Genomic DNA, 20750 nt, shown 5'->3' on the forward strand with positions numbered 1-20750 from the left:
TGAGGGTGTGAACGCTACTTAACATTGAGGAACGAAATTCATGGTTTTAAGATGAATGTCAATTGGGGAAAATTCTTGTAGAATTTGGATGCCATTTGGGAAATGTTAAAGAGGAGGAATACATGAAACCCACGAAAATGTTGAAAAGCGTATCAATGGGTTTTGGCATTATGGCCTTAGGCTTCATCACAGATACCGCCACCAACGAAGCCCACGCCACATGCGTACCCGAACCTTATATAGGGTCGGTCTGCATCACGGCAGGCCCCTACTGCCCGCGCGATTATGTTGAACTCAACGGTGGTGTTTTGCCGATCTCCGAGTACATGGCCCTGTTCGCTTTGATTAACACGTCCTTTGGCGGCAACGGCACAACCACCATGGGCATTCCCGACCTTCGAGGTCGTTCGCCCATTCACCACGGTACGGGCCCAGGTTTATTACCCGCAGATTTTGGTGTTGCCCGTGGCGGCGGCACGGTCACCGTGGCGAACACTGGTGAAGGCGAGCCCATAACTAACCTTCCCCCGCAGTTGTCCATGCGCTTTTGCATGGCGGTCGATGGTGTGTTCCCGCCGCGCGGTGATACTACCGTGTGGTTGGGTCCTTCAAAGTAGAACGGTTATGCGGCCCTGACATATCAATATGTTGCGGTTGTTTAGAATAAGTGGCACTGGGCCCCTGAAACCACTTTTTTCGAACATTTAAACACGCATTGAAATTGTAGGGTCTTGAACAAATCCTACCCCCGCAACCAAACGTCAAAGGCCGCCACCTCGGGGCGGTCTTTTGCGTTTAGCTGACGGGGACTAGGCTTTAAAACTCGCAAGACAGGCCTTAGCCTGGATTGCAAAGGTTAATTGCCTGCAAAGCTCCAGAACCATTGAAGGAAAAATGACTGCTCGGATTGCCTCCCCCCGCCTCATTAAGTTGAAGCCGCGTGCTTGCACTTGGGTTCGGGCGGTGTGCTCACTTGACCATCGTGTAGATGTAAACGCCGCGTTTCAATGCGCCGGCGAAAGTGCGGGTCGTGGGAGACGAGAATCATGGATTGCGGTAAATCGTTTAAGATTTCGATGAGGCGTTCCGTGACGGCTTCATCCAAAGCATTGCTGGGTTCGTCTAACAATAAAACTTTGGGTTCCATGGCCAAGACGGCGGCTAAGGTCACCAGACGCTTTTCCCCCCCCGATAATTTGTGCGTGATTCGGTCATGAAAACCTGTGAGATGTAAACGCGCCAAAACATCGTCGACGATGGCCATGGTTTCGTCGCGTGTTTTCCCTAAGTTCAGGGGGCCAAAAGCCACGTCTTCGGCAACCGTGGGACAAAACAATTGATCGTCCGGGTCTTGGAAGACATAACCCGCAAGGCGCCGGACTTCGTGGAAGTCTTTTTCTTCGCGTCGCTCTTGGCCGAACGCACACACGCTGCCGAGCGAAGGTTTAAGCAAGCCCACAGCGATGCGCAACAAGGTGCTTTTGCCCGCGCCATTGGCACCCGTCAACGAAAGCCGCTCGCCTTCGTTTAAGGTCAAACATGCCCCGTTCAAAACGGGTGCGTGGGCGGGGTAGGAAAAATGAATGTTGTTGAGTTCAATAAGCGACGGCATAGGCCCACTCCACTGACAGCAGGGCCACAACCGTGGACGCGCCAATTGCACTGAACCAAACATCACGCACAGAAAAGGTGAGATGATCAATCACATGAATTTGTCCGGAAAAGCCACGGCACTTCATGGCGGCGAGGACGCGCTCGGACCGTTCCATCGCCCGCACCAACATCATCCCCACTAAGTAGCCAAAGCTCACATATGTATGGCGGGAATTTTGCGGGCGAAAGCCCCGTGCCTTCATGGCTGTGCGCAGGCGTTGGTATTCTTGGTGCAAGACATCAATATAGCGCACCGTAAACATAAGCAAATGGACCAAAGTGTCGGGTGTGCGCAGGCGGTATAAGCTGTGGCACAAGGTGGTGGATTCCATTGTGCCCACCAACGCCATCAGCATCAAAACGATGGCGTTCGCTTTCAACGCAATGCGTGCCGCCTGTAAAAAACCTTCCCAGCTGGCGGGGAAACCGAACACATGAAACATGGCCTCGCCGGGTACGGTAAACGGTAACATGGCCAGCATGAAAATGATGAAGCTGTCCATGGCAATCATGCGTTTGAGTGTACGGCGGATGGGCATGCGCGCCGTCGCCATGACCAGCACGGATGCCCCAACGGCGGCTGCCAAAGCGACAAACTGGTGCAGGGCCACGACCGTGACGGCAAACACAACGGACCCGATGATGCGGGCACGGGGATCAATCCCGCGTACCGCATTGGGTGCGTGGGAAAAACCGTTGAGCGTACTGACAGCACGCCCGCTACCGCCGAGAAGGTGACTCACGCAGAGGCCTCCTTCAGCTTTTGACGCGCCGCCACATACATGCCCATTCCAAAGATGCCGACGATGTAACCAATACCGCCCAAGATGGTTTGCAAATCGTTCTTCTCTTTGTAGGCCGAAATCTCACGCCGCAAAGGGCGCAATTCGTCGCGGATCATTTTCGCCAACGCGGCTTTGTCGACCGAAGCGCCTGTTGCGATAGGTGCGGCGGCAGCCATTTGTGTGGGCGCAGGTGCATCTGTTTCAGGCTGTCCGATTCCGGTCACTGCTGCGACGTCCTCTGCACTCATGGACGTTGTCGCGATGTGGCCGGCTCCCAGGTCCGCTTGGAAGATATGGGCGACGGACTGGGTGGGCTTAAAGGTGAAGAAACCGTCCTCGTCGGTTTTGGTTTCCCCCAGTTTGTTTTGGTTTTCATCAAAGACTTCGATCAATTGATCGACGGACATAACGCCGTTGGAAAAGCCAAGTTCCCCTTCGATAACGTCGCCGCTCTCGAAAACCGCCATGATCACTTTGTGTGCGCTGGCTGGTGAAGTTGCCAAAAACACCGCCACAACGGCCACCGCAAGAAACTTATGCATTTTGCGTTCCTTCCAGGGTGTTGGGGGTCAGGGCGTAGAACAGCTCTGGCTTGACGCGGTGCGCCAACAAAACCGCTGCGCCCGTCAAAATGCCTTCGATGGCCATGACTGGGATGTGCGCAAAGAATACGAGTTTCGCGGCTGCAAAAAACTCTTCGCCGGATAGCATCAAGGCAACCGCAACGAACACCGTCGTTAAAGCAATGGCCAATGCGCCGCCGAACGCTCCCCAGGCGGCGGCGATTTTTGCAGACCCCTGGTTCAAGCCCGGGCGGCAGATGTAAGACACCAACACAGCAGGCAAGGCAATGGCAACCGTATTGACACCCAAAACCGTAATGCCCCCAAATCCAAAAAATATGGCTTGCAATAAAAGACCAACGAACAAAGCCGGGAAGGCCGCCCATCCGAGGATAACTCCAGCCATGCCGTTGAGGATCAGGTGAACGCTCGACGGTCCGATGGGCACATGAATAAGTGATGCGATAAAGAACGTGGCGCTTAAAACCCCAGCGGCCGGGATGCGGTCCACATCGAGCTTTTTCAAACCCAGTCCAAGGCCTGCAACAGCTAAGATGCCGCCGCCAATGACGACTTCAGTTGCCAGTGCTCCGTCAACAATGTGCATGGTTGGTCACTCCCTGTTTGTGCATCACGGCTTATTTCACGTCGTAGGCGCGAATCCACAAGACGGCGTCTTGGGACAATTCTTTGCCTTGGTGTTCAGTTTTTGGGCCGGAGCCCAACGCGGCGAATCCCCAGAAACCGGCACGCGGAATACCGAATGTGAAGTAGCCATTTTCATCGCTGATGGCGACGACGGAACCGCCCGGCATTGGACCTGCAACAGGTTGCTTGGCGGTGTTTGAAGTCATATCCGGTTCTGCCGCCATGAACTCAATTTCGATTTCACCACCCGCGACGGGTTTGCCTTCGGACAACAAGCGGCCCGTAAACGTTGAACCTGCCAAAATATTGGTGGGCTTATTCAGAGGCACGATTTCGGTCGGCAAGCCCAACGGTTCGTTCCATCCCCCCGGAATGCCACCGCGGTTGACGTAGCTTTTGGTGATTTGTTGGATGTAGGTATCTTCGCTGCCCTCAAGATACGGTGCGGGGGTCAACGCGAAGATGTAATCACCGGTGCGCTTCAATGGTACGGTGGCTTCATAGGCGGCAGCGACATTGTCTTTGCCCTGGAACGTGATCGGTTTCAGCGCTCCCCGTAAATCTTTCTTTTTGCCTTTGAGCACATAATAGAATTCTTCCGGCTGCCCCATATCCATGACATGAGCGTTTTCGAACGGATGCCAGAAAATCAGCTTGAACGGGACATTGCCGGCTTTTTCCAGGTTAACGTCCGGGGTGTAGATCAACTGAAAGTGTGCGAGAGCGGGTAAAGAAATGGTCGCGCCCAAGCATAGGCCGGCAGCTGCTGCGAGAATTTTTTTCATGAACTTCGGTTCCTTAAACAGCAATAAACTTTGCGCCAAAGCAGGGAGCAAGAACCGAGATTTCGAGTGTTTGAAATTTCTAAACCCCATAACGGCAGACTCCGCAGTTCAGCGCACGATTAAAATCGCCACCGAAGACGGAACAATCCGCACCACCAGCTTTCCCCGGCTGGAAGTAGAGGTGACGCGTCCTAAGGCAGGTCTCCTGGCTCGCGGGTCGTTAACGCTCGGTCCGTCTTCCCTGAAAACACCTCTTGGGATGTTCGCAAGTGACTATAAGGACTGGCGTCTCGCCGCTCACAGTTGCGGGGACAGCCGCAGATTACATCCCCCTGATGGGTAAGACGCTTCTGCAGTTCCCTTTTAATCCCCCGGATCTTCTCCGTTTATGGGGAACCAAAGGCCACGGGGGGCATACTACTGTTGCACTGCGAAAATTCAATAGCGAAATTGAATTGGATGGGCCGAAGGCACGGGCGTTTTTCTCAGACAAATTGACCAAGGTGTTTGAATTGTTAGCGTATTACGCTTGCGTCAGACATAAAAAAAACCGCCCCAGTTGGGCGGCTTTTTTGTTAGAGAAACGTGATCAGTTTCCTGTGGCCTCTTGCGCAATGGTGTCGAGCAAGTTTTCAATCGCCAATAAAGCTTGGCGGGACTCGATGGAGCCGCCCCGCTTGGGAACGCGATAGCCAACATGAACGGTGCCGGGTTCGTCGGCCAGTTCAAACACCATCATGGAATACGGGCAGAACATGATGTTGGTCGGGTCCGCTTCGACCGCTTCGCGGGTGTATTTGGCGGAACAAAACATCAGCATTTTGGCGTTGTTGTAGACCTTTTTCTTGCCACCCACATCCTTCATGGTGCGCGCCAGCATTTCGCCCACATCGGCGCGAAAATCAATCACCAGGCCTTGGTTGATAACGGCGTTTTCAGCGTCGCTGACGACATCGTCAAACGCGGCTTTGACGCTGTAGGTTTTAAACGGGCCGTGGGCTGAAGCCGTACCCGCGTTGACTAGAAAAATCAGAGTAAAAACAGATAGTGTCGTGAACAAAAAGTGTCTCATGAAACCCTCCCAGTATTTCACCTTGCTTTCGCAATATAGCATGCCTGATTAGACATTTGTTTTCCCAAGGCTGAGGACAAGCTTTTTTATGTCTAATTCCGCAAGAAAAGGGCCCCCAGCCGGGGCCCTTTTGGGATTTAAGCGCGAAGCAGTTTGTTGTACAACTTGAACAGGGTCAAGATTGTTTTGGCCTGAACCAAGACCAAGGGCAACAACACAATGAAATACATTGGCGAGAACTTGTCCATTAAACCCGTTTTCACCAGACCGAGGGTCAGGAAAAACATGCCGAAGACAAACAAGCCCACGCCAGGGCAAATCAGAGCATAGCTGCCGGGGCTTTGCTCCGGTCCGCGCAGGAAGTCGGTGAAATAACCGACTTTGCGCATGGCCACGAATCCAAGCATGCCAAACATGACTTGCAGGCCCAAAAAGCTCGACGTCAGCAAGAACCGCAAGGAATCGCTGCTTTCGGAATGAAACAGCGTGTGCATGCCGCGAAAGCCCAACACAATTTTGACTAGGCCTAAGAAAATGGCGGCGCTGAGAAACAATATCGAACCCAATGCGCCAACCACAATGGTCGCCGTCACATGGCTCATGGCCGTGGAGGCCGCGAAGCCGACACCGACCATGGCAAAGGCAAAGATTGCCAACATCTGACTAAGATTGTTGTTGCTCGTGCAATCAAAATGGCCTTTGGACAAAACACGCCAAAAAACGCCATGGCGGCCATCGCCAAGACGATCAAAATCTGCACGGGCAAACTCGCGTTGAAAAAATAAGGGGACAGCACATCAAAAGTGATGATCGGTGTGCCTGGGTGCGGAACCATAAACATCAAATAGACGAAAAAGGTTACGGCTAAGCTACCGTTGCCAAGGGCGACGAGAAAATACAAAGGCGAATAGTCTTGGCCTAAGTGTTGTTCGCTGAATTTTCGCTTTAGCGAAACGCTTTGAGGTAGTGCTTCTCAAACCAGCGTTTCGACCAGTGGCCGAGCTTGGACATGGGCACCATCATGGTGCGTTTGGGATCGCGATAAACCATGGTGCCGGACGTGAGCGTATCGACAATACAGATCAATTCGACGCGGAATGTATCGTCGGCTTTTTGCCCTGACATCTCTGCCATAAGGTTGGTTGCCGCCGTGTTGGCTTGCAAATCTGCCATGTGGGCTTGCTTGGGCATCCAATCTGGACCGCCTTGATACGATCCGGTGTCGCCAACCACATATGTTTTGTCCCAACTGTCAATCTTGCAGGTCATGTCGGCTTGCACCATGCCGCCGGGGGACAGGGGCAGGCCGCTGTCTTGCACCCACGCGGGACCTGTGAGGCCCGGCATAAACAAAATCAGGTCGGTGGCAAATTCGCCGCCTTCGGTAATCACTTTGTCCGCTTCGAATTTTTTCATCTTGTTGCCAAGGTGCGTTTCGATGCCGCAGGTTTTCATTTTTCCCAACAGGCGTTCAACCGCCTTTTCCCCCATGCGGATGCCCGGCTTGGGCGCGGGGGAGAAAAACACCAGCTTGAACTTGTCGCGCTTGCCCTGTTGGCGCAGGTAAGTGTCGATGCCGAACAGGAATTCGAACATCGGTCCGCCGCGCACGCCGCTGGGTTCTTTGGGATTGCCGCCAAAACCCATGGCAATGGTACCCCCACTGCCGTCCATCATGGCGTGGAGCTTGTCGTGGATTTCTTGCGCTTCCTTGACCCCGGAGCACGGCACGATGGCGTTTTCAATGCCTGGCAGTTTGCGGATGAAGCGTCCGCCCGACGCGATGATTAAACCGTCGTTGGCAACCTTGCCGTTGTCGGTCACCACTGTCCGTCCGCCATCTTCCAAGCCCGTGACCCCGCCTTGGTGAAAGTCTACGCGGTTGGCGTTCAAGAAGTGATCCAACGGAACGACTAAGTCTTCGGCCTTGCGCAGCTTGGTCGGCACCCAAATGAGGCTCGGGTAATACACGAACTCTTTTTTCGGGGCGATGAGGGTGATGGACGCGTTCGGGTCGCGTTTGCGCAAAGCTTTGGCGGCGGTCAGCGCGCCGAATCCTGCGCCGATGACGGCAAATTGAACCATGGTCGTTCCTTTTCGGAAATTCATTTTCCCCGACGTTATCAAGGCTTGGACGGTTTTTCAAACCTTCTCCAAATTTGCTGAAAAAAGCAGCATTTGGAATGTGGTCTTTGCGACAATTATAAGCAGAGGGAAAAGCTAATGCCTTGAATTCATGGAAAAAAGGTTTTGGCACAGGGTTTGCTCATATTCGCAGAGAAAACCGCCAACCGCCAAAGGAAGCGTACCGTCGTGTCGGCCAAACGCCTTTTACTCGTGCTCGCCCTGATTTTCGTGCCCCTGAATGCCTGGGCCGCAAAGACCACCATTGCGGTCGCGGCCAATTTTACGGCAGCGGCCAAAGACATCGCCAAGGCGTTCGAAGCCCAAACCGGACACAAAGCCGTGTTGGCTTTTGGCTCCACCGGAAAGTTGTTTGCACAAATCGCCTATGGTGCGCCGTTTGATGCATTTTTGGCGGCAGACGTGGTTCGGCCGGGCAAAGCGGTGCAAGACGGTTTCGCGGTGCAAGGGTCACAGTTCACCTACGCCCTGGGCAAAATTGTTTTGTTCAGCGCGGATGAAAGCTTGGTCGATGGAAATGGTGATGTGTTGGGTAAAGGCGATTTATTTAACAAAATCGCCATCGCCAACCCCAAAACGGCACCGTATGGTGCGGCCGCTGTTGACGTGCTGCAAAAGCTTGGCCTCTACGTGCAAGCACGAACGAAGCTCGTCAAAGGTGACAACATCGCGCAGACCTATCAGTTTGTGATGACGCAAAATGCCCAACTGGGTTTTGTGGCGTACGCGCAAGTGATCTTTGCCGAGGGTGGCTCGACGTGGGTGGTTCCTGAAAACCTCTACACCCCCATTCGCCAAGACGCCGTCTTGTTGGACCAGGGCAAAGACAATCCGGCGGCCAAAGCGTTTCTTGAGTTTCTCAAATCCGATCAAGGCCGCGCGATCATTCAAAAGTACGGCTATGGGGTGGATGAGTGATGTTCGACCCCGCCATCTGGCTGACCTTAAAACTCGCCACCGTGGTGACCATCGTGCTGATGATCATCGGCACGCCCTTGGCGTGGTGGCTGGCGCGGTCCAAAGCGTGGTGGAAAGAAGCGGTGGGCGCGGTGGTGGCCCTGCCTTTGGTGTTGCCGCCAACTGTGCTGGGCTTTTATTTGCTGATCGCCATGGGCCCGCAAAGTCCCTTGGGCGCGTTTGTCAAAGACGTGTTTGGACAAACGCTGCCGTTCACGTTTGAAGGTCTGGTGGTGGGCTCGGTCATATATTCATTACCGTTTGTGGTCCAACCCATCCGCAATGCGTTTGAGGCCTTTGGGGAGCGGCCGTTGGAAGTCGCTGCCACCCTGCGGGCTTCCCCCCTAAATACATTTTTTACCGTGGCACTTCCTCTTGCGCGCCCGGGCATGCTCACAGGCGCGGTGTTGGGCTTTGCCCACACGGTGGGTGAGTTCGGCGTTGTGTTGATGATCGGCGGTAACATTCCCGGCGAAACCAAAGTGCTCTCGGTCGCCATTTATGACCATGTGGAAGCCCTGGAATGGGGCCAAGCCCACATTCTTGCGGGCGGCATGTTGGCGTTTTCCTTTGCGGTCATCTTAGCCATGATGGTGATTGAAAAGCGCTGGAGGAATAGGCTCGCATGACTATCCGCACGCGCTTTGGCGAAACCTTGGGTGACTTTGAACTGGATGTGGAATTCAGCTTCCCCGAACGCGGTGTGACAGCGCTGTTCGGGCCGTCGGGCTGTGGTAAGACATCCGTTCTGCGCTGCATGGCGGGCTTGAACCGTGTCGGGCTGGGTCAATTCGGCGTGGATGGTGAAGTCTGGCAAGACGATTATAAGTTCGTGCCGCCGCACAAACGCGACGTGGGTTACGTCTTTCAAGAAGCCAGCCTGTTTCCCCACATGAATGTGCGCGAAAATCTGTTGTTTGGGGCAAAGCGCTCCAGGGCCAAGCACAGCCTTGTGCCCTTTGATGAGTTGGTAGGTTTGTTGGGCTTGACGGAGATGTTGGACCGCTCCCCCTTAAAGCTGTCGGGTGGTGAACGTCAACGCGTCGCCATTGGCCGGGCACTGTTAAGCTCGCCTAAAATCTTGTTGATGGACGAGCCGCTCTCCGCGCTTGATCACAAGAACAAGAACGAAATTTTGCCCTATCTGCAAAAGCTCCACGACACGTTATCCATTCCTGTGGTCTACGTCACACACGATCCTGACGAGGTCGCGCGCTTGGCCGATCACTTAGTCGTGTTGGACAAAGGCAAGGTCGTGGCCTCTGGCCCCGTGACGCAAACCATGTCGCGTATGGACGTGTCCGTGCAGCAAGGCGAGGACTTAGGTGTCCCCATCAAAGCACACGTGGTGGAAAAGGACGAAGACTGGCACTTGGCCCGTGCCGAGTTTGTCGGTGGGGCCTTGTGGGTGCGGGACACTGGGTTTGAAATCGGCCAACAAATTCGACTTTACGTTCTGGCCCGTGATGTCAGCTTGGCGCTGAGCCCGGCTGAAGACGCCAGCTTCATGAACGTGATGAAGGCAACCGTCACCGCCATGGGTGACAGCAATCACCCGGCGGTTAAGGTCGTGCGCATCCAAGTCGGCACCACGCCTTTGTTGGCGCGCTTAACGGCGCGCTCAGCCGATGCTTTGGGCTTGGAAACCCGCAAAGAGGTCTGGGCGCAAATCAAAACCGTGGCAGTGGTTGATTAATCGCCTTTGGGTTTTTTTCGTTTCAAAGGACGAGAGCCCGGCTTGCCGCCCGCAAAGGACTTGCCGGATTTGAACTTTCCAGATTTTGTCTTGCCTGCGTGGGGCTTGTCCCCTTTGGGCTTGAAGGACGGTTTCTTTTTCTTTTTGAACTTAGACGGTTCATCCGCAGACGGTGAGCGGTCAACCAGATCGTTGACGTCAATGGGGCCGCCGGAAAACGGCTTGTCCGCATGGCGCTTGCTCGCGGGCTTGCCTTTGTTTTTCCCTTTGTACTTGTCCTTGTCATAAGGCTTTCTGGGGCCAAAGGGTTTGCGCCGACCTTCGTCATCGCCGTCTTTGAAGTTGCCTTTGAATTTATCTTTATGGCCGTGCTTGTCTTTGGGCGCTTCAGGCACGCCTTTCATGCGGTCAACGGTGATGGATTTTTCTACCTTGCGCGATGGGCCGATGGCTTCCATGAACTTTTCGGAAGCTTCAGGCGTCAATTCCACGTGGGTTTCATCGCCATGAATTTTAATGGCGCCAATGTCACGCTTGGTGATGTGTCCGGCGCGGCACAACATGGGCAGCAACCAACGCGGTTCGGCCTGGTGCTTGCGGCCAACGGACAGGCGGAACCAAACACCGTTGTCAAAGTCTTGGCGCTGGGCGCGGGGGCCGCGGTCTTGTTTGTCGTTAAAATCGCGCGGATTGCCTTCGATCAGTTCTTCGGCGGCAGGCTTGCCGGCGTTGTGCAAACGCAAGAACGCCACGGCCAGCTGTTCGGCGCTGAATTTTTGCAAAAGGTCTTGGGCATCGGCAACTTCGTCAACGCTCAACGGTTCGCTTAAGCGCGGGTCGTCCATGATGCGTTCTTTGTCGAGCTTAGCGATGTCTTCGACAGACGGGGGCTTGGCCCAGTCGGCTGTGATCTTGGCATTTTCCAACAGACGTTCGGTGCGTTTGCGCCAGTTGAACGGTACGATCAACGCGCTGACACCTTTGCGGCCCGCGCGGCCCGTGCGGCCACTGCGGTGCAAGAGCGATTCTTTCCCCTTCGGGATGTCGGCGTGAATGACCAAGTCCAAGTTCGGCAAGTCGATACCGCGTGCAGCTACATCGGTGGCAACGCACACACGCGCACGTCCGTCACGCATGGCTTGCAGCGCGTGGGTGCGTTCGTTCTGGCTGAGTTCACCCGACAAGGCCACGACCGAGAACCCCCGGTTGTTGAGGCGGCTGGTCATGTGGTTCACATTGGCGCGGGTGCCGCAAAAGATGATGGTGTTTTTCGCATCATAATAACGCAGCACGTTGATGATGGCGTTTTCACGATCGTTGGGGGCCACCATGAACGAACGGTATTCGATGTCTAAGTGCTGACCTTTTTCGCCTTGGGTGGTGATGCGCACTGCGTCGTTTTGATAACGCTTGGCCAAGTTGGCGATGGTGCGGCCAACGGTTGCGGAAAACATCAAGGTGCGGCGGTCTTTGGGTGCGGCGTCCAAGATGTATTCCAAGTCATCGCGAAAGCCCAAGTCCAGCATTTCGTCCGCTTCGTCGAGGACTACAGCTTTAAAGGCAGAGGTGTCGAGGGATCCGCGCTCGATATGATCGCGCAAACGGCCCGGCGTGCCGACCACGATGTGTGCACCCCGGTCCAGGGCGCGGCGTTCTTGGCGCATGTCCATGCCACCCACGCAAGACGCTACGCGCGCCCCTGTTTCGGCGTAAAGCCATTCCAGCTCGCGCTTGACCTGCAAGGCTAGTTCGCGTGTCGGCGCGACAGCCAGGGCAAGCGGGGCGTCGGGGCCGGAGAAGCGCTCGGCTCCACCCAGCAGCGTTGGGGCCAAGGCCATGCCAAACGCGACGGTTTTGCCCGACCCGGTTTGTGCCGACACCAGGGCGTCTGCATTTTCCAGTTCAGGGGCCAAGACAGCTTCTTGGACTTGGGTCAGTTGGGTGTAGCCGCGTTTCGTCAACGCTTGGGCCAGCGGCGCTAATACGCCTGCAAAATCGGTCATGTTTTTACTTTCGGGAGTGTGCAGCGCGTCACAGCGCGCGCGGGCAACCTGACATCAGGCCGCTCAAATCTCATTTGGGGGTGTTGTATAGGGCCAAAGCGGGGGCGTAAAGCGAATAAAACCGCCAAACCCTTCCGTTTTTTGCAAATAGGCATATATCCTTTGAAGTGCAATTGGGACCAAAGGTGATGTGATGAGCACGAACGCAGGCCAACCGGAGCCGGAAATTATTCCGCCAGGCCAAAAATCTTCTTCAGAAACAAAGTCTTCCGTGAATTTTGATGACGTCACAGATGTCTTGGGCCATCCGCTCACTATGCCGCGCATTGCCTATGCCTTGTTTGCCATAGCCTCCATTAGCGGCTTTCCCATGCTGATCGGCTTAATCGCCGCTTATTTGGCGCGCGGAGAAGCGCCCGACTGGTTGGAAGGGCATTATACCTTCCTGATCTACACGTTTTGGGGGGGATTGCTGCTGATCGGCATCGGTTTGGTGACGTGGATTATCGGCATCGGCATGTTGTTGCTGTGGCTTTTGCCGCTGTGGTACGTGATTCGCGTCGTGCGGGGCTGGATTTTGTTGGAAAATCGCCGCCCGGTGCCCAACCCGCAAAGCCTTCTATTCGGCTAGTTTCCGCTTAAGTCCTGATTTTCCCTTGCCATTTTGTGTGACAACGCAAAAATGAAGGATGGGCAAGTGCGTTGGGGAACTGCAAGACGTTATTTAATATTAGGTCCAGACGGTGTGATATTGCGGGTTTGGGAGAAGGTTCGGGTCAAAGGACATGCACAGGAAGTGTTTGATTTCGTTAAAGAAATCCAATCCTGACGGTGATCGACCAACGGTAATTAAAAATTTTCTGACGAAAGTTTTGCGGTGATTTTATTCCCGTGAATTCCCCCCATTCTGACCATTCTGAGACTAGATTGAGACTGGAATGAGACTGGATTGAGACTAGAGACGATCCTAGTCTCACTTTGGAACATGATCTGATCTGATCTATTTGGATTTGCCGCCAAGCTTTTCGATGGTCCGCAAACCGCCAAGCCCGAGCATCCCCAACAGGACGGGCATCATCACGGACAGGTCCAGGGCGGGGAGCGTCGGGGTGTCGATACCGGCGACGGCCATCACGAACAACACGACGGGCTGACCTACGTAGGTCCATGCCAATGCAGAACCACAGGTCCAGCCGATGAACGGACGCCACCCGGCCACGAATATGCTTCGATGCCCGGCTTCGATCTGGTTGATCCCGGCCTGGACCTGGGTCTCGTTCATGGCAAGTTTGATCTTGAGGGACTCGAACGCGCGTTTCTCGTCATCGGTCTCGACGAATTGATCCACGATGTCCGCAACACCTTTGGCCGCTGATACGACCCCACCCCCGAGAAGTTTACCCAAGAAACTCATTTCCCGTTCCACCTTGCTGATCGTTTGCGGGTGTCCACGTGAATGAAGCTCGGATATTTCCCGATCCCTCGGAACCCGGCCCGGATCGCGTTCGCGATCAACACGTCCGGAACACGGCCATCAAGTCGGATATCGAACGCTTTCCCGTACAGGTGTTGAGATCGTTCACCCCCGCCCACGGCCCGGTTGTGGTCCTCGCACCGGACGGCGCTGTTCAGGACCATGGGACGGCCATCGATTTCGCGCAGTCGCTGCAACGCCGAAATCGATTCCGTCTGGACGTGGTCCGTCCCACACCCGCACTGGCAGACAATTTCGTGACGAGAAAAATTCTTAGTTAGATCACCCATACGGGTATTTACGGTCAGTCCCCCGACACCTATCTGGTAAGTAGATAAAACAGGGTGGAAGGTGCGTGCCGGATTACATCAACAACGAAGAATTTTTTGAAGAAATTTGCCGATGCAAGGCGAACTTCGATCCGGACAATCCCGGCGCGGCAATGTCCCCTCGGTTGTCCGAGATGTTCATCACACTGGTCGAGCAGATCGGGAAAAAGAAAAATTGGTATTGGTATTCGTATCTATCAGAAATGAAAGGCGAAGCCTTGATCATCCTGGTTCGGACTTGGCACAAGTTTGATCCCGAAAGAACCCACAATCCGTTTGGCTATTTCACCACCACAGTCGAGCGGGCGTTCCTGACCTACATGGAAAAGGAAAAAAAACAAGTCCGGGTCGGACAGGAAATTACCAAACTGGAATCCGCCAACATGTTGGCGACCGGTCAAGTCAGCAAGACCACAATCGACGCGATCAAAGATATGACCGGGGAGAGCAAGCACATTTCGACCCAACTGGATCAAGACTTGGACGGGACCAAGACGATCAAGTCGGATGGCAGAATTTTACGCGGGAACAAAGCTCGTGGTCGTCGCCTTGCCAAACTGAGGGCCCGATCATGATGGATAAGTTCCGCAAGTCCCAACCCGATCCCGAGACTAAACCCATGGCTTGCCCGGATCATTGACGAGATGATCGGGATAAATACCCCTGGAGAACAATCATGAATCAAATTGATCCGGCTTTCATCCGGGACCAACAAGAGCAAGCGGTTGCGCTTCGGAAGCAAGCCGTCGCCGACACGTTCCGTCCGTTTGTCGAACTGGTCAATGACCGGCTGAACCCGCACCCGTTTTTCGTCAAGGTCGAGTTGTTCATCAAAACAGACGAGACGTTCTATGTGAACCCGGGTGAGCGCACTCGGGTCCTAAACGAGTTGGACACGGACCTCGAACAGATCGCGGCCAAACTTGACGACGAGTTGTACGCCGCTGTGACACAGGTCCGGTTGGCCTACATGCGCCCGATCAGTTATAGGAAGACCCGTGACGATGAACCCGCTTTCGCGCTTCGCGTCGTGTTGGAGTTCGCCGTGGTTAGTGCGGATGCGATTGATGAGGTCCGAGCCGCGTTGACCCCGGATGATCCGGTCGAGATCGACCCGTCCAAGACAACTGAGGTGAACATGTAATGGTTTACGTACAAGGTGGGTTGATTGAAGCCTCGGATTTCAATGGGTTCCGCAACACTGTGATGGACGTCTATGGGACCGGCAACGGCGACCGTGGATACGGCCAAACCGCAATCACGGTTCCGACCGTGTCGGGTGGTTCTGTTGAACTGGTCAAGTCATCGGAGTGGACCAACTTGCGCGCGGCCATAGTCGTGTGTGGGGACCATCAAGGATCGGTGCTCTCTCTCCCCCCATCAGTCGAACAAGAACAAGACGACCTGATCCAGTCCCACCCCACGGGTACCGGTGATATTCCGGTCTCGGTTTCTCTGATCGACACCAACCGCCAAGTCCAAGACCCCGGATCGTTGACCTTGTTCACGTCTGCGTTGACCAGCACCCGTGCGGTGGCGTGGTCCACACAGATTCAGCACGAGTTCACGGTGACCTTCGGTGACGGTGATGATGCCCGTTACTTTTTCAACTCCGGCGGTGATATTCAGGTCCGCGCTAGTCGCGCCGGTGGATCAGCCAGTTCCCAGAACACGGCTTGGACCAACCTGTTGACTTCCATGGGAACGGTCCGGTTCGGTCCCACTCAGACCACCCCGACGGGCTCAGGTACGGGTTCGGCTATCGGGTACTGGGGTGCGACTGGTGCGTGGCAACAAATCTATTCGATCTCGGACGCCGGTGCATATTCGGCCAACAACGCGACCATGTATGTCCGTCGTGACACCTCCTCGGACACCAGTGGGAACGGGGATAATGGATTCCGGTTCTCGTTTCGGATCGACTTCAACGACGCCCACGCGAACGGCTGGTTTGATTCCGTTGATGGCACATTCAGCTCGATCATCGATTACAACTTGGCGACCACCCATTTGAGTGTTGCCGGACCAACCCTGTCCACCACGACCGAACTGACGGTGGGCTCATAAGCCTGATTTGGTCAACGCGATGTTCGCGGCACAATTACACGTGGCCTGATCGCAGATGACCGGATCGGTAAACCTTACAAGTCCCTGTTCGACCAGTCGGGTCCCGTCCTTGATCCCGCACCCGGCCCGCTTGAGCACCCCGCCCGAGATCGACACCCCATCACAGCCCGCCCGACAAGACCAACCCCGATACCGGTTCTGACCCTGTTGGAGTACGACTTCGGGATTGGTATCGATCCACCCGTCCGGACCCAACACCCTGATAGAGGTGAAATTGGTCACGTCCAGTTCGGTCAGCCATCTCTCTTGCTGGTCCGTGTAAGCGCGTCCATCGGGAAACTGAATTCGGCGCACACAGTAGCGAAGACCGTGCCGGTTGCAGTAGTCGATCCCCCGGAGAATATCCTGTTCGTGTCCGGGCAAATACATGAACGTGATAACGACCCGACCGGCCCCGTCCTGGTCCACGTGCCGGACCCGTTCCAGTAAGACACGTTGTTGATCGAACTCAGTCAGATGTTCGTAATGGACCGAGAAGAACATCACACGCATGATCCGGGACAGGTCCAGATAATACTGATCCGAACGGGTCCCATTCGTGACCACCCCTTGCATGAACCCGTTCTGGTGTGCCCGCTCGACCCAGTCCGTGAACCAGGGAATCACACACGGCTCCCCACCGGCGTAAAAGATGAACCCCTCAGAATAAACCCGGGTGATCTCGTCGATCAGGTCCAACCCGTACTGACGATCCATCAACGAGGACACCTGATCGGACTGCGTACAGTACGTACAGGCGTAATTGCACCGATCACCGGTGTTCAGGTCGATCCGAAAGGTCCGATAACTGGGCTGACACGCCCGAATGTCCGGTAACGCAGCCATCAGAACAGCTTCCCCGCGATCCGGGCCAAAGTCTCCTTTATGTCGGACAGGGTATGGGTGATGCTGGAACGATCCTCGTGGTACCGATCCAACAGTGCCATTAAAGTTTCCGTCTGTTCGTCATGGTGCTGGTGTTGGTGCTGGATCATCTCTTCGAGCTGACGGATTAGCGTGTTCCTATCGGTCCACATCCGCCTGATCACATAGGCCAGTGCGACAACCAGCAACAGAAGGATCGCAGCGACCGATCCGGTCCCGCCCGCGATGATGATTCCAAAAGATTGATTAAGTACGTCCCACATATCCGGTCCCCTTTGCGTCCCACACAAGTAGTTATCCGATTGGGGTCTTGCGGGTGAACCGCGCGGATATCATATAGGTGGTATCGAACCGGAATGTGTGTTTTGAGGGTGCGTCCCGAACACGGGCTACCATTGCGGTTCGGTATGTCCCTGACGGGGCTTGTGCATGTAGGTTGAATACGGTCATCGGGTCTTGAACACGCCCGGTGGCCGTACTCGTTTCCACCCTGGTGCACCAAACCGATCCTGTTCGGGTAAGTAAGAACAGAGCAACCGGAGAACCCGAATGTACGTGGTCAAATTCCCGAATGGCGAATACCAATATCACAGGAGACCAACCCGAACCCAGTACGAGTCCCGAATGGCTCGAGGACCCGACCTGAATCAGGCCCGCGTGTTCACCACACGTACAGCCGCCAAGAACAGCGATGGTATCCGCGAGCAGGGCGTTCCGGTCGAGATCGAAATCAAGGAGAAAGTATCATGCTGACCGTGTTGTCCCTGACCATGCTGACCCTGTCCGTGATCTGCGCGTTGACCGAGCTGGGTCGATCCGTCTGGTTCACGATCAAGGAGTACGCACAGTGACATTACCTCGTACAGCCACCCAACCGGACCGTCCCTATGACAGGACCGAAGTCTTGAACCGGTCCGAGGAAATGGCGCATCGGATGGACCCGACCTATGAACGGTTACAGTCGGGCTTTCTGTCCCCGTTGATCGAACGCACCTATGCGATATTGCTGTCCACGTACACGATCTGCCCCCTGGAATGGGTCGAGGTGAAAGACGACCTGTTCGAATCCGAAACCTGTGGAGTCCATTATCAGGTGTGGGACAACCAGACGTTCCCCCCAACCGGACCCAATGGGGCACGTTATCTGACCCCACCCGCGCCGGGATGGTGCGCAAGCGGTAATGAGATCGAATGCACCCTACACGAGACCCAGGCCCAGGCCATGGCGGTGTGCGAGGCGGACTGGCACAAGCGTATCCTTCCGGCCCTGAAAACGACCGGGACCCGACCTGAATCCGTGGAGACCAGATAGAAATGGAACTGAACATAGATTTCGCAAACACTGATTCAAACTGGGCAGAAGCGAAGGAATGGGAAACCTGGATCAACCAAGACAAGGGAGGTTCTCACGAAGAACCAAATTGGTCATTTGATTGCAGCTTCAAACTCGATTTTGATGGCCCAATCTTGTCGTTCTCATCCCGGTTTTATCCGCCCGCTCGACATTACGGTGATGGCTGGGACGGGTCTGTAACTGTGTATCACAAGGATGAGGTCCTAGCCGTAACAGAGTTTCAAGCAGAGACGCTAAACGGTCTTGTTGAAATGGTTGAAACGCATTGCCGTGACTATGAGCGCAAGGTGGTTGCCGCCATTAAAGATTACGTTAGCTAAGAAACCAACCCGATCAAAGGACGTGCCCGGTCGATGTTCTCAGAGATGTTGCAGTTCCCCAATACCCAATAGCCGATATGGGAGACCGTGGACTCAATTTGTCCATAACCTAATCACATTTTCCGCGTTTAATCGTTAGGGTGTTTATGTCAAAGTCAGTAAACGTTTTGTCTACCGGAAAATAATGAATTCCATGCACCACGCTATCGATATAATAACCGATTAAGTCGCTATACTCATCATGGTACTGTTGAATATAGAAGGGGATCAAACCAGCTCCTCTTGAGAGATTGTTTTCTATATACCCCTGTCCCAGTTTTATTCGTGAATTGGGTATCATTTTGTCGTTGTCAAACACTCCCCAAATCAAGTCGGTTCGACGGTTTGGTAAAATTATTTTGTATTTTTCAGTTGTGTTGCGGCCTGTCCATGGGTCTTTATAGCTGGTAGTGCACTCGATCACCTCTCCATGTGAGGGAGAGGCAATTAGGGTAAGAGCAAGGGCAAGTAATATATTTTTTACTCGAAACATAACGAATTCCAATCGTTCACTTTTATGCATTGCATCCTAATTTTATAATAGCTTCACTTTTTAGGTGCAACACCAGGGCGTGGACTCAACTTGTCCATCCTGATCGGTGTCCGCCCTAGTCGATGTTGCAGCCCATGACGTGACCATGTTGGGCCCACCCTGAATCCATGTTGATCTCAGGTTCACATCCAGGTTCACATCCAGGTTCACATCCAGGTTCACATCCAGGTTCACATCCAGGTTCACATCCAGGTTCACATCCAGGTTTGCTTGATTCGACAGCGAAAATGACCAAGGGCAAACTCGTCCCATTTCGGCCCTATTCCACTGACGATGCCAAGTTGATTTCGTCAGCGAGCCCGAAAAGATCAATGATTTCAAAGTGTTGAAAATCCATGGATCAGGCTAGGCTCAGAACAGGCTCAAAAATCGTTCACCCGCGTTGCATCCGGGTGGGCATCCGGTGGGGTCCCTTGGACCCCCCATGGGGGGGATTCTTCGCGCCGGAATCCTTTACTTGGCAAATATCGCGGCGGAAAATTTTTGGCACTAATCGAGGTCATGATGGCCCCATTCTGTGTCCCACAACACACCCCACAGCCCCCCACAGCGCCCCCATGATGGACCCGCCCTGCGCAACCCCACTCTGATCCCCACCATGATCCAGTATGGGCCTCGCTGAACGCTCGGTCAGTTCGTTCCCCCGGTCATCATCCCACAGCACCCCGACATCATCCTGTACGCATCCTGGTCCCGATCCTGGACACCCATTTCGGTGTACCCGCGTAAATACCAGTGTTGAGTTTACATCATCAACGAATCTCCTCGAACCGGTCTTGGCATAGCGCCGTTTCGAATGGCATGGACCCCTGATCAGTTTGTCAGTTTTCTGATCAGGGGTTCTTTTTTGTCCAGACCGAACCTGTGCACGATTCCGAGCTTGTCCCGGTAAGTAGTAGAGATCGGTTGCTCATCGATCACTCCCGTGTGTTCGAACCATATGGGATGTACACCTCGGGTGGCTTTGCCATTGTCCCCCGGTACCTTGTCGGGTCGGCCTTCGGGTCGGCCCGTTTTGGTTCAGTCCGGAAATCATCGTCGATCCGTAAATACCTCTAGCCGCTAATGAGAGGTAACGAGATGGCCTTGAACAATTCTTTCACTTTCACCGCCGCTGGGGAGACCAGTGACCCGATTGGGGTTCGATCCACATCGATCCCGATGACCATTCACGGGGCTGGTCCGACCTGGACGGCTGGATCAACCACGGTCCGGATCGAAGCCAGTACCGATTTGACCGATTGGGTACCGCTGATGGACGCCGACGATCTGTTTCAGGAATCCTATTCCGGGACACTTTCTGGTTCGCACATTCGCGCCCGCGTACTCACGCTCAACCCTGGTGATCAGATCACGATCACCTTTAGCCGTTAAGGGGGTCGA

General features: G+C 54.4%; 27 protein-coding genes and 1 riboswitch. Of the genes, 12 read left to right on the forward strand and 15 right to left on the reverse strand.

Annotation, left to right across the window (positions count from 1 at the left end; translation table 11 throughout):
* Positions 1–122 precede the first annotated feature (122 nt).
* The gene (locus tag V5T82_RS07110; RefSeq protein WP_332894914.1) at positions 123–617 is read left to right on the forward strand and encodes a phage tail protein; all 495 of its coding nucleotides are present in this window, start codon (positions 123–125) and stop codon (positions 615–617) included.
* Between the two features lie 308 nt (positions 618–925).
* On the opposite strand, the gene V5T82_RS07115 is transcribed toward V5T82_RS07110, so the two are convergent.
* From V5T82_RS07115 to V5T82_RS07145, 7 genes are all read right to left on the reverse strand, one after another.
* A complete protein-coding gene (locus V5T82_RS07115) occupies positions 926–1612 on the reverse strand; it encodes an energy-coupling factor ABC transporter ATP-binding protein (RefSeq protein ID WP_332894915.1) in 687 nt (228 codons plus the stop codon).
* Positions 1596–2396 (reverse strand): cobalt ECF transporter T component CbiQ, encoded by an 801-nt coding sequence (cbiQ, locus tag V5T82_RS07120; RefSeq protein WP_332894916.1) that lies wholly within the window; start codon positions 2394–2396, stop codon positions 1596–1598. Before cbiQ ends, V5T82_RS07115 begins: the two co-directional genes overlap by 17 nt.
* Complete coding sequence (locus V5T82_RS07125; protein WP_332894917.1) at positions 2393–2980, reverse strand: NikL family nickel/cobalt ECF transporter subunit; 588 nt, start codon at positions 2978–2980, stop codon at positions 2393–2395. Before V5T82_RS07125 ends, cbiQ begins: the two co-directional genes overlap by 4 nt.
* Positions 2973–3608 carry a cobalt transporter CbiM gene (gene cbiM, locus V5T82_RS07130; RefSeq protein WP_332894918.1) on the reverse strand — a complete coding sequence of 212 codons (636 nt, stop codon included), beginning with the start codon at positions 3606–3608 and terminating at the stop codon, positions 2973–2975. Before cbiM ends, V5T82_RS07125 begins: the two co-directional genes overlap by 8 nt.
* Before the next feature lie 31 nt (positions 3609–3639).
* Positions 3640–4434, reverse strand: coding sequence for a DUF4198 domain-containing protein (locus V5T82_RS07135; RefSeq protein WP_332894919.1), 795 nt, complete (start codon positions 4432–4434; stop codon positions 3640–3642).
* A gap of 178 nt (positions 4435–4612) precedes the next feature.
* A riboswitch (cobalamin riboswitch) is annotated at positions 4613–4850 on the reverse strand.
* A gap of 173 nt (positions 4851–5023) precedes the next feature.
* Positions 5024–5506, reverse strand: a complete 483-nt coding sequence (locus tag V5T82_RS07140) for a DUF302 domain-containing protein (RefSeq protein ID WP_332894920.1) — start codon at positions 5504–5506, stop codon at positions 5024–5026.
* A 137-nt stretch (positions 5507–5643) separates the two neighbouring features.
* Positions 5644–6108, reverse strand: coding sequence for a hypothetical protein (locus V5T82_RS07145; RefSeq protein WP_332894921.1), 465 nt, complete (start codon positions 6106–6108; stop codon positions 5644–5646).
* Here V5T82_RS07145 and V5T82_RS07150 point away from each other — a divergent pair.
* Positions 6100–6291 (forward strand): hypothetical protein, encoded by a 192-nt coding sequence (locus V5T82_RS07150; RefSeq protein ID WP_332894922.1) that lies wholly within the window; start codon positions 6100–6102, stop codon positions 6289–6291. The genes V5T82_RS07145 and V5T82_RS07150 overlap by 9 nt on opposite strands.
* Before the next feature lie 160 nt (positions 6292–6451).
* On the opposite strand, the gene V5T82_RS07155 is transcribed toward V5T82_RS07150, so the two are convergent.
* Entirely contained in the window at positions 6452–7591 is a 1140-nt protein-coding gene (locus V5T82_RS07155; protein ID WP_332894923.1) for an NAD(P)/FAD-dependent oxidoreductase, read from the reverse strand.
* 228 nt (positions 7592–7819) lie between these two features.
* Here V5T82_RS07155 and modA point away from each other — a divergent pair, with 228 nt between their 5' ends.
* Genes modA through modC form a run of 3 tightly spaced genes read left to right on the forward strand, consistent with a single transcriptional unit; the run spans position 7820 to position 10304 of the window.
* On the forward strand, positions 7820–8569 hold the full coding sequence (gene modA / locus V5T82_RS07160; protein WP_332894924.1) for a molybdate ABC transporter substrate-binding protein: 750 nt from the start codon (positions 7820–7822) through the stop codon (positions 8567–8569).
* Positions 8569–9237, forward strand: coding sequence for a molybdate ABC transporter permease subunit (modB, locus tag V5T82_RS07165; RefSeq protein WP_332894925.1), 669 nt, complete (start codon positions 8569–8571; stop codon positions 9235–9237). The genes modA and modB overlap by 1 nt, the downstream gene beginning before the upstream one ends.
* Positions 9234–10304, forward strand: coding sequence for a molybdenum ABC transporter ATP-binding protein (gene modC / locus V5T82_RS07170; RefSeq protein ID WP_332894926.1), 1071 nt, complete (start codon positions 9234–9236; stop codon positions 10302–10304). The genes modB and modC overlap by 4 nt, the downstream gene beginning before the upstream one ends.
* Here modC and V5T82_RS07175 read toward each other — a convergent pair.
* Entirely contained in the window at positions 10301–12307 is a 2007-nt protein-coding gene (locus V5T82_RS07175; protein ID WP_332894927.1) for a DEAD/DEAH box helicase, read from the reverse strand. The genes modC and V5T82_RS07175 overlap by 4 nt on opposite strands.
* Positions 12308–12500: 193 nt before the next feature.
* Here V5T82_RS07175 and V5T82_RS07180 point away from each other — a divergent pair, with 193 nt between their 5' ends.
* Positions 12501–12938 carry a DUF4870 family protein gene (locus V5T82_RS07180; protein ID WP_332894928.1) on the forward strand — a complete coding sequence of 146 codons (438 nt, stop codon included), beginning with the start codon at positions 12501–12503 and terminating at the stop codon, positions 12936–12938.
* 369 nt (positions 12939–13307) lie between these two features.
* On the opposite strand, the gene V5T82_RS07185 is transcribed toward V5T82_RS07180, so the two are convergent.
* On the reverse strand, positions 13308–13721 hold the full coding sequence (locus V5T82_RS07185; protein ID WP_332894929.1) for a 3TM-type holin: 414 nt from the start codon (positions 13719–13721) through the stop codon (positions 13308–13310).
* Positions 13718–14071 carry a D-Ala-D-Ala carboxypeptidase family metallohydrolase gene (locus V5T82_RS18215; protein WP_442917363.1) on the reverse strand — a complete coding sequence of 118 codons (354 nt, stop codon included), beginning with the start codon at positions 14069–14071 and terminating at the stop codon, positions 13718–13720. The genes V5T82_RS07185 and V5T82_RS18215 overlap by 4 nt, the downstream gene beginning before the upstream one ends.
* Positions 14072–14136: 65 nt before the next feature.
* On the opposite strand from V5T82_RS18215, the gene V5T82_RS07190 reads away from it, so the two are divergent.
* From V5T82_RS07190 to V5T82_RS07200, 3 genes are all read left to right on the forward strand, one after another.
* Positions 14137–14685 carry a hypothetical protein gene (locus V5T82_RS07190; RefSeq protein ID WP_332894930.1) on the forward strand — a complete coding sequence of 183 codons (549 nt, stop codon included), beginning with the start codon at positions 14137–14139 and terminating at the stop codon, positions 14683–14685.
* Between the two features lie 101 nt (positions 14686–14786).
* Complete coding sequence (locus V5T82_RS07195; protein ID WP_332894931.1) at positions 14787–15254, forward strand: hypothetical protein; 468 nt, start codon at positions 14787–14789, stop codon at positions 15252–15254.
* Positions 15254–16177 (forward strand): hypothetical protein, encoded by a 924-nt coding sequence (locus V5T82_RS07200; RefSeq protein ID WP_332894932.1) that lies wholly within the window; start codon positions 15254–15256, stop codon positions 16175–16177. The genes V5T82_RS07195 and V5T82_RS07200 overlap by 1 nt, the downstream gene beginning before the upstream one ends.
* Here the strand turns inward: V5T82_RS07200 and V5T82_RS07205 are convergent.
* On the reverse strand, positions 16172–17062 hold the full coding sequence (locus tag V5T82_RS07205) for a radical SAM protein (protein WP_332894933.1): 891 nt from the start codon (positions 17060–17062) through the stop codon (positions 16172–16174). The two genes, V5T82_RS07200 and V5T82_RS07205, sit on opposite strands and share 6 nt — an antisense overlap.
* Complete coding sequence (locus tag V5T82_RS07210) at positions 17062–17364, reverse strand: hypothetical protein (RefSeq protein WP_332894934.1); 303 nt, start codon at positions 17362–17364, stop codon at positions 17062–17064. Before V5T82_RS07210 ends, V5T82_RS07205 begins: the two co-directional genes overlap by 1 nt.
* 584 nt (positions 17365–17948) lie before the next feature.
* On the opposite strand from V5T82_RS07210, the gene V5T82_RS07215 reads away from it, so the two are divergent.
* Together V5T82_RS07215 and V5T82_RS07220 are read left to right on the forward strand one after the other, a co-directional pair.
* A complete protein-coding gene (locus tag V5T82_RS07215; RefSeq protein WP_332894935.1) occupies positions 17949–18413 on the forward strand; it encodes a portal protein in 465 nt (154 codons plus the stop codon).
* Between the two features lie 2 nt (positions 18414–18415).
* Complete coding sequence (locus V5T82_RS07220; RefSeq protein WP_332894936.1) at positions 18416–18775, forward strand: hypothetical protein; 360 nt, start codon at positions 18416–18418, stop codon at positions 18773–18775.
* A 109-nt stretch (positions 18776–18884) separates the two neighbouring features.
* Here V5T82_RS07220 and V5T82_RS07225 read toward each other — a convergent pair whose 3' ends face one another.
* Together V5T82_RS07225 and V5T82_RS07230 are read right to left on the reverse strand one after the other, a co-directional pair.
* Positions 18885–19307, reverse strand: a complete 423-nt coding sequence (locus V5T82_RS07225; protein ID WP_332894937.1) for a hypothetical protein — start codon at positions 19305–19307, stop codon at positions 18885–18887.
* A 60-nt stretch (positions 19308–19367) separates the two neighbouring features.
* Positions 19368–19619 (reverse strand): hypothetical protein, encoded by a 252-nt coding sequence (locus tag V5T82_RS07230; RefSeq protein WP_332894938.1) that lies wholly within the window; start codon positions 19617–19619, stop codon positions 19368–19370.
* 834 nt (positions 19620–20453) lie between these two features.
* Here V5T82_RS07230 and V5T82_RS07235 point away from each other — a divergent pair.
* Positions 20454–20741 carry a hypothetical protein gene (locus tag V5T82_RS07235; RefSeq protein WP_332894939.1) on the forward strand — a complete coding sequence of 96 codons (288 nt, stop codon included), beginning with the start codon at positions 20454–20456 and terminating at the stop codon, positions 20739–20741.
* Positions 20742–20750: the final 9 nt, after the last annotated feature.

Source organism: Magnetovibrio sp. PR-2 (assembly GCF_036689815.1).
GTDB lineage: Bacteria > Pseudomonadota > Alphaproteobacteria > Rhodospirillales > Magnetovibrionaceae > Magnetovibrio.